The following is a 14878-nucleotide window of genomic DNA, read 5'->3' as shown; positions in this document are numbered from 1 at the left end:
GGAGAAATATGGTATAATTTTAGCAATCATTTTCAAAGGAGATAAGCATGGCTGTCTATTTCGGTACTTACACCAAACGTGAATCAAAAGGTATTTATAAGGCACAATTTAATAGCGAAACTGGGCAACTCAGTAACTTAGAATTGGTTGCTGAAGAACCAAACCCAACCTATCTTGCTTTTGATAAGGCTGGACGACTTTATTCAGTCGGAGCTGAGAATGAGCAGGGGGGAATCGTAGCTTTCGATACAGATTTCAGCTTACTAAACCATGTGGTTAGCGAGGGGGCCCCGCATTGCTATATAGCCGTAGATGACGAACGAAATCTAGTTTATGCTGCCAATTACCATAAGGGGCAAGTTCTGGTCTATAAACGACTAGAAAATGGCTCCCTAGAACTTGCTGATATTGCTCAGCACCAAGGTTCTGGTCCACATGAAAATCAAGCATCCGCCCATGTTCACTTTTCTGATTTGACACCAGATAAGTTCTTGGTGACCTGTGATTTAGGTGCTGACCAGGTTGTGACCTACAAGGTTTCAGACCAAGGAAAAATAGAGAAACTTGCGACCTATCAGGCCGCTGCTGGAAGTGGTCCGCGCCACATCGTTTTCCATCCGGTCGCGAAAATTGCCTATCTCATCTGCGAACTTAATTCAACTATTGAAGTCCTTATTTACGATGGCTGGGGAGAGTTCGAACACCTACAAACTATCTCTACACTTCCACAAGACCATACAGGCTTCAATGGCACAGCTGCTATTCGTATCACCAAAGATGGAAAATTTGTCTACGGTTCTAACCGTGGTAACGACTCAATCGCCGTCTACAAAACACTTGGTGATGCCAGTCTTGAATTGGTCCAAATCGTGTCAACCCATGGCAAGACACCCCGTGACTTTACCCTAAGCCCAGACGAGAAACACCTAATCGCCGTCCATCAAGACTCTGATAATGCGACTGTTTTTTCAAGAGATATAGAAACAGGTCGACTGACGGAACTTTCTCATGATTTTTACCTACCAGAAGCTGTATGTGTCACGTTTTTTGAAGACTAATCAGTTGTGAAATCGCTCTATTTTTGGTTTAATATTTGTATAGGAGGTGAATTACATGAATCCAGTAGATCTTTTCAACGAAGTTAAAGACTTAATCGCAAACAAAGACTTTGACGGAGCTAAACAATTTATCGAAGAAAACAAAGACAACTTCGGCGAATACTTGGAGCAAGCAAAAGGCTTGTTGTCAGGTTCTGAAGGCGTAAGCGGTCTTTTGGACAAGGTTAAAGGCTTGTTCTAATACATGTAAAAAACTAGGCTGAGAATGTTCAGTCTAGTTTTTTTGTTTCTTCAAAAATATTTGTTATCTCTTGCAATGAAGTAATTACCCAATCACTCTTCAATCTTTCATTTTCACTTGCTCTTACTATAGCCCTCGCTATACTAGCTCGGGGATAAAACAGTCCCCCAGACATTGAAAAACAAGTCCGAATATTTTCGGACTTGTTCTTACTATATCCCTCGCTATGCTAGCTCGGGGATAAATTAGTACACTGTACTACGAAAAACAAGTCTGGAAATTTCCAGACTTGTCCTTATTATGACCCTCGCTATGCTAGCTCGGGGATAAAACAGTCTCCCAGACTGTTTTATTTTTTCAAGTTGTAGAATGAGTTCAAGCCTTTGTAGACTGCAACTTCACCAAGTTGATCTTCGATACGAAGCAATTGGTTGTATTTAGCGATACGGTCTGTACGTGACAATGAACCAGTCTTGATTTGGCCAGCGTTAGTTGCAACTGCGATGTCAGCGATTGTTGAATCTTCAGTTTCACCTGAACGGTGTGATACAACTGCAGTGTAGCCAGCTTCTTTAGCCATTTCGATAGCTTCGAATGTTTCAGTAAGAGTACCGATTTGGTTAACTTTGATAAGGATTGAGTTAGCTGCACCTTCTTTGATACCTTTTTCAAGGTAAGAAGTGTTTGTTACGAAGAAGTCGTCACCAACCAATTGAACGCGTTTGCCAAGACGCTCAGTAAGAGCTTTCCAGCCATCCCAGTCGTTCTCATCCATACCATCTTCGATAGTGATGATTGGGTATTTGTTAACCAATTCTTCAAGGTAGTCGATTTGCTCTGCAGATGTACGAACAGCAGCGCCTTCGCCTTCGAATTTAGTGTAGTCATAAACTTTACGCTCTTTGTCGTAGAACTCAGATGACGCACAGTCGAAACCGATCATGATGCCGTTTTCGCCAGCTTCGTAACCAGCAGCTTCGATAGCTTCGATGATTGTTTCAACACCGTCTTCAGTTCCTTCGAACTTAGGAGCGAAACCACCTTCGTCACCAACAGCTGTTACCAAACCACGAGCTTTCAAGATTTTCTTCAAAGCGTGGAATACTTCAGCACCCCAACGAAGACCTTCTTTGAATGAAGGAGCGCCAACTGGCAAGATCATGAATTCTTGGAAAGCGATAGGAGCGTCTGAGTGAGAACCACCGTTGATGATGTTCATCATTGGAGTTGGCAATACTTTAGTGTTGAATCCGCCAAGGTAAGTGTAAAGTGGCACTTCAAGGTAGTCAGCAGCTGCACGTGCAACAGCGATAGAAACACCAAGGATTGCGTTTGCACCCAATTTACCTTTGTTAGGAGTACCGTCAAGAGCGATCATAGCACGGTCGATAGCTTGTTGATCACGAACGTCGAAACCGATGATAGCGTCAGCAATCACGTTATTTACGTTGTCAACAGCTTTTTGAGTACCAAGACCAAGGTAACGAGATTTGTCACCGTCGCGAAGCTCAACTGCTTCGTGCTCACCAGTAGAAGCTCCTGAAGGAACCATACCACGTCCGAAAGCACCTGATTCAGTATAAACTTCAACTTCAAGTGTAGGGTTACCGCGTGAGTCAAGGACTTCGCGAGCGTAAACATCAGTAATAATTGACATTATATTACTCTCCTTTGAGTTTAAAATAGTTACACTGCTATCATACCCTAAAATAAGAGATTTTTCAAGAAAAAACAGGCTATTTTACTGAAAGAAATAATGTAAACGCCTTCTTTTGCGTTTTTACTAGGATATGCTATACTAAAACTATGACTAATTTACATACTACTATCCTACAAAAAGCCTCTGGTGAAACCCGTCTAAATCCTGATGAACAGCGCTTATACATGGGCACCTATCGCGAGCGCGTTGTCCTTCTTCTCACCTTCGAAGACTTAGCAAATGAGTTTGTCATATCGGCATTCGACACCATCTGCCAAAAGCTAGCAAATAGCTACATACCTCTCTTTCTTAAACTCTCTCCCTCCCTGGCGGACAAGCAACAAATTTCCCTGATGAAACTTGCTCAAGCCCATGGAATTACTACTTCCATCATCGATGAGAAAATTGGGCAATCTCCCTACGCTCTGGTCTTCCATACAGATCATGTAGTTGATTTAGAAGTTGTTGACCTAGAAGCTATCTTTCCAAATCTTGTCAAGAAGGAAGAAAAAAAGGAAGATAGCAAACCTTCCTTCTGGAAAAAATTATTTGGTTAAACTTATTTATCGATAAAGCAGTATTAATATTAAAGCAAAAATAATACAGGTTAGACAAAGGATTCCTAGCAATCTGCCTCTTTCATTTTTTTCATTGAAAAAGAACATTGTTCCATTTGCCTTTATTACATTCGTTTCCATTCCTCTTTCTTTTTCGGAAAGTCTCAAAACGGATACTAGCTTTGCAAGACAAATAAAAATAAATAAGGTAATAGCCACATATTTCACTAATTCCATCTTTGTTGCCCTCCCAACTGAAGAATTCTTGCCACCTGTTCTGCTGTGCGGACCAGGTTTTTTTCTCCCTTTTTAAGCGTATTTTCTAAGTCATCAACTTCAGCAATAATGGGAAATGCGGCGCAGATATTTTCAAAAGGAAAATCAGGTAAATCATCCTTCAAACTGCCACAAATAGCGATGATCGGAATATGAGCTAGGGTCCTTCGAGCTACACCGATTGGCGTTTTGCCTGCTAAACTCTGGGCATCCATTCGTCCCTCACCGACAATAACTAGGTCAGCCTCAGCTACTCGCTTGTCAAAATCTAATTGATCCAGAACAAAGTTTATACCTGTTTGGATGCGGGCACCTGCAAACTGCACCAAGCCTGCCGCCATCCCACCGCCTGCACCAGCACCAGCCAGTGTCAAGATTGCTGGATTGACAAGCTGATAAAATCTTTCCATCTCTCTATCCACTTGCTCAAACTTCGTGGCTTCCAGCCCCTTCTGACCAGCAAAAACATAAGTGGCTCCCTGATGTCCACAGAGAAAATTATCCACGTCAGTTACCAAATCAATCTGAACAGACGACAAATCAATACCTATGTCATCTTGGGAAAAGTCCGCAATCTTACCCAGATTGGCACCGATGGCTTCCAGTTCCTGCCCCTCTCTGTCATAGAATTTCACACCAAGACCTGCTGCCATTCCAATGCCGCCATCATGGCTGGCAGAGCCACCAATTCCGATGAAAAACTGGTTGGCACCTTTCTGCACCAGTTCAACCAGCAGTTCACCCACTCCTCTAGTAGAAACTAGCAAAGGATTTCTTTTTTCTAGCGGAATGCTGGCAAGTCCCACTATCGCAGCCATTTCAAAAACAGCAAGACCATCTCGCATTGCATAGTCAACACATATCCTATCCCCAAATGGTCCTGTCACTTCTGTCTGGTATTTCTCTAAATCTAAGGCTTGCGTCAAACTGTCGAGGGTTCCTTCACCTCCATCACCCAAGGGAAGCAAATCATAACTTGCCTGGGGATAGACCTTTGAAAATCCTTGCTTTATGGCTTTAGCAACCTCTGCTGCTGAGAGAGATTCTTTGAAGGAATCTGGAGCAATTAGAATACGCATAGATATCCCACCTTTCTATATAATTGTAGCACTCCTTTCCAGGTCTTTCAAGAAAAATTCGAGTATTTCCTTAAAACATGATATACTGGACAAAAGGAGGCTTCTATGTATCAAACTATTTTATTTGACCTTGACGGTACCTTAACAGATTCTGGACAAGGTATCCTAAATTCCGTCGCCTACGCCCTGGACCAAATGGGGATTGAGGAGCCGAACCCAGAAAACTTAAAACGCTTCATCGGTCCTCCGCTCTACGAATCCTTTGCCCGTTTTTATCAACTAAATCCAGCAGATACCCAGGCAGCTGTTGATGCCTTTCGAGTTTATTTTAAAGAAAAGGGCATGTTTGAAAACCAACTCTACGAGGGTGTTATTCCTCTTTTAGAAGCTCTGACGGAAGCAGGTAAAACCTTGGCTATTGCCACCTCTAAACCCGAAGTATTTGCCAAGCAAATTCTAGATTATTTTGGCATTGCTCATTATTTTGATATTATTACTGGAGCCAGTTTAGATAGCAGCCGTATTCGTAAGTCAGATGTCATCACCTATGCCTTAGCCCAGCTGGACTACAATCCACAAACAACCATTATGATCGGGGACCGTGAACACGATATCCAAGGGGCCCAGGCTAACCAGCTAGCTTCTATCGGCGTCCTATATGGCTACGGAACGAAACAAGAACTAGAGGAGGCAGGGGCTACAAGGATCGCCCAAACGGTAGTTGACCTGAAAGAGCTCTTGCTATAAGCATATAGAAAAAGCCAGCAACCAGCTGACTTCCTCATTATTTACCATCCAAAATCTCTATTAGTTTATAGAGATTTTTTTCATTGATTTGATAAGGTGCCTGTTCTTGCACAATTGGCTTGGCACAGAAGGCCACACCAATTCCTGCTCTTTGAATCATCGGTAGGTCATTTGCCCCATCCCCCATAGCAATAGTCTGAGATAGAGCTAGGCCATTTTCAGCCGCCCAGGCTTCCAAACAAGCCTTCTTGGTATCCTTGGTCACAATATCTCCCAAAACTTGACCTGTCAAAAATCCATCAACTACTTCTAAACGATTGGCACGAACATAATCTAATTCTAACTGACTAGCAAGACGATCCACTGTTTCATGAAATCCACCTGATACGACTGCAATCTTGAAACCACGATTTTTTAATTCCGTAACCAATTCCACTGCCCCTGGTGTAAAATGAATTTTTTCCATGATTCGATCAAAAACAGAAACAGGCAGTCCCTTTAACAAGGCAACACGCTCGCGTAATGCTTCTTCAAAATCCAATTCCCCACGCATAGCACGTTCTGTAATGTCTGCAACCTGCTCCCCTACACCCGCTTCCTCACCAAGAAGGTCAATACCTTCTTCCATGATGAGTGTTGAATCCACATCCATAACCAATAAACCTTTTGTCATTTTCATATCCTTTCTTGTATAAAAATAAAAAGCCAAACGGCTTTTTATTTAGTAACGAATTGCTTCGCGTGTTTTTTCATAAGAACGAACAAAGCGTTCTGTTACACCAGGTTCAACTGTTTCCAAGGCAAATGAAATTTCTTCAAAAGCTGCTTGGTAGTCAAAATCTCTTTCAAAAATTTCTAATGAGCGATTGAAAGCACGTTGAATACCTTCCTCCGTCGAACGATAACGGTTAGAATACTGCAAGAGTTGCTCTGTCAGGGTCGCATTCTGGACGATGAGATATGCAAGCTCTTCTAATTGATTCATATCGTAGGTCGCATTTTCCAATAAACGATTAACAATTTCAATATTGATACGCTTATAGTCCAGTTCAGCAATCAAGGCCTCGACATGATCACTTGTTCTAAAGAAGTTTGTTAAGAATTCTTCAGGTATACCTGGAAGATTACGTTTCTCCATATAGCGTTTGAGAGTGTGCAACTTATTAATATAAAGGGTTGCTTGCTTACGTGCCGTACTTTCTGATACTTCTTGTGATTTGAGGTACTCAGCCAATACAAGCTGCTCTTCTTCAATTTCTTTCAAACCTGAAAGTGAGTGATCTAAACGTTCCTCTAAAATAGAATAGGCTACCTGTGGTGTTTCAATACCTTCAATACTTTCAGCTACAACTATTTCAATGGTTTCCAAACGTTTTTTCAGCTGGTTAATTCGAGAAAGCTTGCTGTCTGCCAATAGATAGTTGGCATTTAAACGCTGACTTTCTTCATCCAAAAGTTGGGTATTTTGTACCACATGCTCCAAAAATTTTGGTAGGTTCTTACTAATCTTATTAGCAGACTTGTTAGCCTCAATTTCCCGATTAAAGAGCTTATACAAGTGGTCAATCTTAGCTTGAATGCCCTCATTTTCAGCTTCTGCCGCATCCAAATCAAAGGATACAATCAAGGCAGTATTTTCACGAATAGAAACTCGGATATTTTGGAATTGGGATTCGATATTTCCTTCTGTAAACAAGTAGTTTTGCTCTACAAGTTTACGGTAGCCTGATTCCAAGTCTTCCAACTGCTCTGGAAAATCCTTACTAACACGTTCAATCAAATGCGGAATACGATCCATAATCTGATTGAGAGCAATCATGTGCTCCTCTGTCTTATCAAGAATTTCAGATGCTTCAATCGGATCACCAGATGAGTTGAGCATAACAAACTCAGAAAATTCAACTTCAATATTTTTCAGTTGTTTTTCAAGTTCTGGCAAGGTTTCTCCATAACTTTCAGAATTGTCACGAACAGAGGCTTGCAGATTTTCGAACAAATCCAAGGCATGTTTGACACGACCTGAGTTCTTCTCCTCCTGTTCCTTCAAATCCATCAAACCATGGCGGATAGAAGAAATGTCTTCTTCAATTAGGTCAATCTGACTTTCAATGCTATCAATAGCGTTCTTAGCACTGACGAAACGGAAAGAATTGTTGAAAGCTTCTGCTTCAAAAATATGATTTTCAATATCTGCAAATGAATTGAGGGATAGATCAACCCATTTTTGATTCCACTCACGGAAGGAAACCTGGCTTTGACCAATCAAATGAAGGGCCTTTACCGCTTCAACTTCTTCATTTACAGGGAGGTTAAATAGCTCTTCCTTGCGCTCTTCTAATGCAACCAAGAGGTTGTCATTACGTTTGCGAACAATCAGGCAGGCTACGTAGGCAACGATTAAAATAATAACAATCGAAACGATTAAGATGATTGTTCCTGTAGGCATGTAAATCTCCTTAGTTCATAGTAATTACTAGAAAATATCGCTTTATTATACCATAAATCTCTAGCTTATGCACTTGTTTTCTCAGTTTTTAGACATCTAATGTCGAATATACCGCATTTTCTTCGATAAACTCACGGCGAGGTTCAACCTTGTCCCCCATCAACATATCAAAAATCTTATCTGCTTCTGCAGCATCATCAACTGAAACACGCGCCATCAGACGATTCTCTGGATTCATGGTTGTTTCCCACAACTGATGGTCATCCATTTCACCCAATCCCTTATAACGTTGGATGGTTGGTTTAGAACGTCCAGTACTATGTCTTTCTAAGGCTTCTTGCAATTCTTGTTCCTGATTGGCACCTGGTTGAATGTATTCCTTGATTTCACTTCCAACCTTAACCCCATAAATTGGTGGCTGGGCAATGTAAACATAACCAGCTTCTACAATCGGACGCATATAACGGTAAAATAGGGTCAAGAGTAGGGTACGAATGTGGGCTCCATCGACATCGGCATCGGTCATGATGACCAATTTCTGATAACGAGCCTTCTCTACGTCAAAGTCCGCTCCAAAGCCAGTTCCCATAGCTGTAAACAAGCTGCGGATTTCCTCGTTGGCCAAAATCTTATCCATGCTGGCCTTTTCCACGTTCAAAATCTTACCACGAATTGGCAAAATAGCCTGAAACTCACGGTCACGACCAGATTTTGCTGAACCACCCGCAGAATCTCCCTCCACGATGAAGAGCTCTGTCTTAGTCGCATCATTTGATGAACAGTCTGCCAACTTGCCTGGCAGGTTAGAAATTTCAAGACCTGACTTCTTGCGAGTGACCTCACGAGCACGTTTGGCAGCAATCCGCGCCTTGGCCGCTACAATACCCTTGTCCACAATCCGACGAGCAATCTGAGGATGCTCCAAAAGGAATTCTGAAAATGCATCCGAAAATAGACGGTTAGTGATTTTGACAACCTCGCTATTTCCCAGCTTGGTCTTAGTTTGTCCTTCAAACTGAGGACCAGGGTGTTTGACTGAGATAACAGCTGTCAAACCTTCACGCACATCCTCACCAGTTAAGTTGTCATCATTTTCCTTGAGAATTTTATTCTTCTTAGCATAATCATTGATGACACGCGTCAAAGCTGTACGGAAACCTTGTTCGTGGGTACCGCCTTCGTGGGTATGGATATTGTTGGCAAAGCTGACCACATTTTCATGGTAGCTAGTCGTGTATTGCATAGCCACTTCGACTGTGATGTCATCCATTTCACCCTCTGTGTAAATCGGCGTGTCAAAGATAACATCCTTGTTTTCATTGAGGTATTCCACATATGAAGCAATACCACCTTCATAGTGATATTCCTTGGTTTGTTCCATTCCCTCACGCTTGTCTGTAATCGAAAGATTTAAACCGCGGTTTAGGAAGGCTAGTTCTTGGATGCGTTTGTTTAATTTCGCAAACTCAAACTCTGTCGTTTCGGTAAAGATTTCTGGATCTGGTGTAAAATGTACAGTCGTACCAGTGCGGTCCGTTTCTCCCACAACCTTCAAATCAGCAACCACCTCACCACGACGGTATTCTTGGAAATAAACCTGACCATTTTTATAGACATGGACATCCAATTGGGTCGAAAGGGCATTTACTACGGATGAACCTACGCCATGCAGACCACCTGAAACCTTGTATCCGCCTCCGCCAAATTTACCACCAGCATGGAGAACTGTGAAAACTGTTTCTACGGCTGGTCGACCTGTTTTTTCCTGAATATCGACCGGGATACCACGACCATTGTCCACAACTGTAATGGAGTTATCGGGCTCGATATAAACTTCAATCTTGCTGGCAAAACCGGCCAAGGCCTCGTCAATCGAGTTATCGACAATTTCCCAAACCAGGTGGTGAAGTCCTTCTTTAGAGGTTGTTCCGATATACATACCTGGACGCATACGAACAGCTTCCAGACCTTCCAAAACCTGAATCTGACTGGCATCATATTCTTGTGCTTTTTCTTGTAAATCTTTGATTTCTTCTGTCATTCTTATTCCTTTATTTCTAAGCTCTACTCTCAAAAACGTTAAACCATCCGACAAGATTTGAAGTATCTGGATAGGAAAAACAAGAGTATAAAAACTTTACAATCGTACCCAACATTATACCATATTTTTCATAAAATTCCCACCAAAAAGGAGCTGAATTTTCTCCTTCAGCTCCCTACTTTTTAACACTCTATTCCTCTAATTTTTATGAACCATGACCCTTGCCAGCCCCTGACCGTCACCACCAAGTAAGTCAACCAATTTGTAAGCAAAGTCCAGGCTAGTACCTGCACCGCGACTGGTAATAATCGGTCCATCAACGACTACATTGTTTTCAACATGAATACCTGAAGCAACATCTGCTTCTTTTCCTGGGAAACAAGTATAGCGACGCCCAGCCAGTAAACCAGCCCTGTCTAGAACGATTGGGGCCGCACAGATAGCCGCAACCCGTTTCCCATTTGCAACAGCCTTTTGCAATTCTGCAATCAAACGGTCATCATCACGGAGATTTATTGAACCAGGCATCCCTCCCGGTAGGACAATCAAATCATACTGGCTCAAATCCCCATCAAACAAACTGTCTGCTTCAACCTTGATAGCATGGGAACCTTCCACACGAATACTGGTTAAACCAATCATATCGCATTGAAAATCTGCTCTTCGAAAAATATCGACAGGGGCCAAGGCTTCAATTTCTTCAAAGCCATTTGCCAACATAACTGCAACTTTTACCATAGTAACCAACTTTCTAACGTTCTAACGTAATTTTCCTGTATTTCCGTGATCTCACTTCTTCTTTTTCATCCGCTAGATGCGACTGGTAACTCATGGATAGTACCAAGCCAATCCCAATCAGATTGGACACTATAGAAGAGCCACCTTGAGAGATGAATGGAAGTGGGATACCTGTCAGAGGTAGTAAACCAGTAGCTGCCCCGATATTTTCAAATACATGGAAGAGGAGCATCATAATATAACCTGTAGAGATGTAGGTATAATAACGATTATTGGATTTTAATGTAATCCGTAACATCCGATAAATCAGCAGGAGGTAGAGGCCAATCAAGACTGTCCCGCCGATAAAACCAAAATCCTCACCGATAACTGTAAAAATCATATCACTTTCTCGAACCGGAATGAGCAGATTTGTTTTATTGAACCCTAGACCTTTCAGACCACCGCTACCGATAGCAATCAAACTTTGAGCCTGCTGATAGGTAGTTGATTGTGCGTGTTTAAAGGGGTCTAACCAAGCTGAAATACGGTTGATTTTATAGGTATCCATTCCCATATTATGCAAGAAGGTTGTCCCACCTGGCGATACGAAAATCAGCATGAAGCCTCCAGCAAGAACCAAGACCATTAAAGCTGTTGGCAGAAGGATTTTCCATGACACCCCCGACAGGAGAAGCATCCCGCTGAAGATGGCCACGAATACCAAAGAAGTTCCCAAGTCACTCTGCAAGGCCAGTAGTACCAAAACAGGAAGAGTAAAGAGAGTCATATAAGCAATCAGCATAAAATCTTCTCGAAGACCTCGTTCAGTATGGTGCTTATGGAAGGTGACAATAACCCTTGCAATCATGACAATATAGGATATTTTCATAAATTCCGACGGCTGAAAAAGGGTCATTCCTCCAATGGTTACCCAGTTTTTCGCACCTGTCGAAGCCACCAGGTCCGGACTGTAGAAGAATAAGGGCAGGACCATCAATCCTAGGCCAAGTACATATAAAAATGGAGTTATCTGCCAGAGAAATTTGGTCGAAAAGAACATCACCAGGAATGCTGCTCCGATTCCAATACCTATCCAGGCAATTTGTTGCCCCACCATTTGCAAAACACTATTGGGATAGTCCTGGCTCACTGCAATAAAAAGAGCTAAGATGCCTACAACCAATAAAAAAAAGACTGGTAAAATAAGAGAGTAGTCAATTCGACTATCTATCGTTCCTCTGTATTTCATAGATTACCTCATACTTTCATTTCTAAGAACTGGTATTCACAAGTAAAGTGCTAAACTGTGAATACAGCACTAAATATAGCTTCTAACATTATAGCAAAAAAAACGAAAAGGCTCTAGCAGGAAGAAAAAATCGTCTGGTCAACACACTAAAAACTCGAACATTTATCTACAATGTATATTCAGACAAATGGCAATCATTTTGGCAATCACTCACCAAAAAAGTCCTCTTTTATTTCTAGAGGCAAAGAAAAAATGGTCCACTGGACCATAACTCGCTCTTTTGTTTTCAAGCTCGTGAAAAACAACCCGTTGGGGTTGTATTCGCCTTTTCGTATTTAAAGATGCGAAGAAAAAACAACCCGTTGGGGTTGTTTTTTTACTTGAGACCGTATTTTTTGTTGAAACGATCCACACGTCCATCTGCTTGAGTGAACTTTTGACGTCCAGTATAGAATGGGTGTGAGTCTGATGAAATTTCCACACGGATCAATGGGTAAGTTTCACCTTCGAATTCTACAGTTTCGCTAGTTTTCTTAGTTGAACCACTAAGGAACTTGTAGCCAGTAGTTGTGTCCATGAAGACAACAGTGCGATATTCTGGATGGATATCTTTTTTCATTTTAAAAATTCCTTTCTGCCATGGACTCTTTCCGAGCCATAGATTATAACCATTTAAGTTTACCAAAACTTTTTTCTTCTGGCAAGTATTTTTACCGATTTTTTAGAGATTTTTAAGAGATTATAGAACAGAAGCACCTGATGCCAGGTCAGAAGTTACTCTTGCTCCAAATCCCCCTCTGGATGGGCTCCCCAAACTATCTGAGATTCGCTCCCTACCTGACAGTATTTTTTCTGTAAGTCCTGAGGTCACAAATATCTTCCCATCGAGACCTATCAAGACCGCCTCAAGACCATCCGTCTCTTCGACTTCTTTCAAAGTCTGATTTATGGTTTGACCGAACAGTCTGGTCGTCCAAATCTCACCATCGACAGAGTTTTTAGACACAATGGTCACACTGGCCAGCTGACTCTGGATAGGATAACCCGTTTGCGAACTTAAAATATGGTGGTAGGTCTGACCATCTACCGTGAGGCTTCGTTCGTAAATACCAGAGGTGACAACCGACTCTTCGCCTATCTTGAGGACGAGGGCATTTTCACCACGTGGTTTCTGAGGATCCTGTATACCAATTCGCCAATAGCCATCTGGATTATGTGGAGCCTGTCCAAATGTCAAAACATTGCCTCCCAGGTTAATCAGTCCAGCCTCTACTCCAATTCTTTTTAGAAAATCAACAATCCTATCTGCTACATAGCCTTTGGCTAGGGCACCCAGGTCAATAGCCATGCCTTCTTTTTTTAGATAGACGATCTGCTCTCGGTCATCGAGTTCGATATCCCTTGGATTGATGAGCTGGAGTTTTTCTGAGATGACTTCGGGACTAGGGAGCTTAGCATCACTAAATCCAATCCGCCAGGTTTGTACAAGGGGACCGATGGTAATATTCAAAAAAGATCCCTGAGCCAGACTGTGTTCCTTGCCCAATTTAATCAATTCATACAGGTCATCGGCAACAGGAACTGCTTGAACACCCGCGTTGAGATTGACCTCCATCAATTCAGACGTCAAATCATTGGCAGAGAATCGGTCCTTATATAGATACAGCAACTCTTCGACCTGATCCAAAATCGGTTCTGCATCTGGGTGCCATATTTTAGTTTCTATGATGGTTCCCATTAGACGAAGGGAGCGACTACTTGCTTGCATTCCTCACGACCTCTTGAATTTCTTGGTAGATTTGCTCATTTTCGGAAAGGGAATAAGAGTTAGCACCGCTGGCTAGTGGGTGGCCACCGCCATCGTGGCGCTTGGCAATCTCGTTTATCGGAATGTACTTGCTGCGTAAGCGAACCCTGTAATTTCCGTCAGTTTGTTCCACAAAAATCCCCCAAGATTGTACAGTACCAATCCGTCCTGGAGCCCCAACGATAAAGGAAGTATCCGCATCGGTCACCCCGTATTTTTTGAGGATATCCTGAGTCAAAATGACCCGTGCCGCACCGTGCTCATCGACTTCCAAGTTGTCGTAAACGTAACCTGTCAGCTTGGCAATCTTGAAATCAATGGTATCCATCTGGCGGGACATTCTTGCGAAGTCAAAATCTTCCTGACGAAGTCGAGCAACAATTTCAAAAGTGCGTGAACTAGTCGCAGGATAAAGAAAACGTCCCGTATCGCCAACAATACCAGCATATAGCAGACGAGCAGTTTCCCCATCCAATTCCAACTGGCTTTGAAGGGCCAAGTCTGCAATCATTTCACTGCATGAGCTAGCCTCAGTATTGACCCAGAGCAAGTCGCCGTATGGCTCTTCATTTGGATGGTGGTCGATTTTAATCAGGAAATCACCCTGAGTGTAGCGGTCATCATCCACACGCGCCGTATTGGCAGTGTCTGTCACGATAACCAAGGCCCCTTGATAGTCTTGGTCGGAAACCTGATCCATTTCTGCCATCCAGGCAAGATTTGGTTCCTCAAAACCGGTTACCTTGATGGTTTTTTCAGGAAAATTCTTCTGCAAGAGCTTTTGCAAGCTAACCTGACTGCCAATGGCATCTGGATCTGGTCGTTGGTGACGATGAATGATGATGGTGTCGTATTCGCGAATTTTTTCAATAATTGTATTGTAAATAGTCATAGCAACTCCTTTTTCATCATTTTAGCATAAACTTCCCCTTTTGAAAATGATGGGAGTATGGTATAA

General features: G+C 42.3%; 15 protein-coding genes and 1 pseudogene. 4 read left to right on the top strand and 12 right to left on the bottom strand.

Annotated features, from left to right (window positions below):
* Positions 1-47 precede the first annotated feature (47 nt).
* Both C1G53_RS01585 and C1G53_RS01580 read left to right on the top strand, forming a co-directional pair.
* Positions 48-1058: a lactonase family protein gene (locus tag C1G53_RS01585; protein ID WP_105117420.1), complete on the top strand. Its 1011-nt coding sequence runs from the start codon at positions 48-50 to the stop codon at positions 1056-1058.
* 55 nt (positions 1059-1113) lie between these two features.
* Positions 1114-1299: a hypothetical protein gene (locus tag C1G53_RS01580; protein WP_105117419.1), complete on the top strand. Its 186-nt coding sequence runs from the start codon at positions 1114-1116 to the stop codon at positions 1297-1299.
* A gap of 28 nt (positions 1300-1327) precedes the next feature.
* On the opposite strand, the pseudogene C1G53_RS13585 reads toward C1G53_RS01580, so the two are convergent.
* Both C1G53_RS13585 and eno read right to left on the bottom strand, forming a co-directional pair.
* Positions 1328-1420 (bottom strand): annotated as a pseudogene (locus tag C1G53_RS13585) (haloacid dehalogenase); the annotation flags it as partial.
* 228 nt (positions 1421-1648) lie between these two features.
* On the bottom strand, positions 1649-2956 hold the full coding sequence (gene eno, locus C1G53_RS01570; RefSeq protein ID WP_099831185.1) for a surface-displayed alpha-enolase: 1308 nt from the start codon (positions 2954-2956) through the stop codon (positions 1649-1651).
* 149 nt (positions 2957-3105) lie between these two features.
* On the opposite strand from eno, the gene C1G53_RS01565 reads away from it, so the two are divergent.
* The gene (locus tag C1G53_RS01565) at positions 3106-3555 is read left to right on the top strand and encodes a DUF1694 domain-containing protein (RefSeq protein ID WP_105117418.1); all 450 of its coding nucleotides are present in this window, start codon (positions 3106-3108) and stop codon (positions 3553-3555) included.
* Positions 3556-3561: 6 nt separating this feature from the next.
* On the opposite strand, the gene C1G53_RS01560 is transcribed toward C1G53_RS01565, so the two are convergent.
* Together C1G53_RS01560 and C1G53_RS01555 are read right to left on the bottom strand one after the other, a co-directional pair.
* Positions 3562-3792 (bottom strand): hypothetical protein, encoded by a 231-nt coding sequence (locus C1G53_RS01560; protein WP_105117417.1) that lies wholly within the window; start codon positions 3790-3792, stop codon positions 3562-3564.
* Positions 3783-4910 carry a glycerate kinase gene (locus C1G53_RS01555; RefSeq protein WP_105117416.1) on the bottom strand — a complete coding sequence of 376 codons (1128 nt, stop codon included), beginning with the start codon at positions 4908-4910 and terminating at the stop codon, positions 3783-3785. Before C1G53_RS01555 ends, C1G53_RS01560 begins: the two co-directional genes overlap by 10 nt.
* 105 nt (positions 4911-5015) lie before the next feature.
* Between C1G53_RS01555 and C1G53_RS01550 the strand changes: the two genes are divergently transcribed.
* A complete protein-coding gene (locus C1G53_RS01550; protein ID WP_105117415.1) occupies positions 5016-5657 on the top strand; it encodes an HAD family hydrolase in 642 nt (213 codons plus the stop codon).
* Positions 5658-5694: 37 nt separating this feature from the next.
* Here the strand turns inward: C1G53_RS01550 and serB are convergent, their stop codons facing one another.
* The 8 genes from serB to C1G53_RS01510 all read right to left on the bottom strand — a co-directional run bounded on the left by serB (position 5695) and on the right by C1G53_RS01510 (position 14812).
* Complete coding sequence (serB, locus tag C1G53_RS01545; protein ID WP_161941341.1) at positions 5695-6336, bottom strand: phosphoserine phosphatase SerB; 642 nt, start codon at positions 6334-6336, stop codon at positions 5695-5697.
* Between the two features lie 42 nt (positions 6337-6378).
* The gene (gene ezrA, locus C1G53_RS01540) at positions 6379-8103 is read right to left on the bottom strand and encodes a septation ring formation regulator EzrA (RefSeq protein WP_105117414.1); all 1725 of its coding nucleotides are present in this window, start codon (positions 8101-8103) and stop codon (positions 6379-6381) included.
* An 88-nt stretch (positions 8104-8191) separates the two neighbouring features.
* Positions 8192-10144, bottom strand: coding sequence for a DNA topoisomerase (ATP-hydrolyzing) subunit B (gene gyrB, locus C1G53_RS01535; protein WP_105117413.1), 1953 nt, complete (start codon positions 10142-10144; stop codon positions 8192-8194).
* Positions 10145-10342: 198 nt separating this feature from the next.
* Positions 10343-10882, bottom strand: a complete 540-nt coding sequence (locus C1G53_RS01530; protein ID WP_105117412.1) for a DJ-1 family glyoxalase III — start codon at positions 10880-10882, stop codon at positions 10343-10345.
* A 13-nt stretch (positions 10883-10895) separates the two neighbouring features.
* Entirely contained in the window at positions 10896-12113 is a 1218-nt protein-coding gene (locus C1G53_RS01525; RefSeq protein ID WP_105117411.1) for an FtsW/RodA/SpoVE family cell cycle protein, read from the bottom strand.
* Between the two features lie 376 nt (positions 12114-12489).
* The gene (locus C1G53_RS01520; protein ID WP_029944240.1) at positions 12490-12732 is read right to left on the bottom strand and encodes a type B 50S ribosomal protein L31; all 243 of its coding nucleotides are present in this window, start codon (positions 12730-12732) and stop codon (positions 12490-12492) included.
* Between the two features lie 120 nt (positions 12733-12852).
* On the bottom strand, positions 12853-13881 hold the full coding sequence (locus C1G53_RS01515) for an FAD:protein FMN transferase (RefSeq protein ID WP_105117410.1): 1029 nt from the start codon (positions 13879-13881) through the stop codon (positions 12853-12855).
* Positions 13868-14812, bottom strand: a complete 945-nt coding sequence (locus tag C1G53_RS01510) for a DHH family phosphoesterase (RefSeq protein ID WP_105117409.1) — start codon at positions 14810-14812, stop codon at positions 13868-13870. The genes C1G53_RS01515 and C1G53_RS01510 overlap by 14 nt, the downstream gene beginning before the upstream one ends.
* Positions 14813-14878: the final 66 nt, after the last annotated feature.

It is taken from the genome of Streptococcus suis (genome assembly GCF_002960445.1).
Classification (GTDB): domain Bacteria; phylum Bacillota; class Bacilli; order Lactobacillales; family Streptococcaceae; genus Streptococcus; species Streptococcus hyiners.
This window is presented reverse-complemented; position numbering and strand designations above follow the sequence as displayed.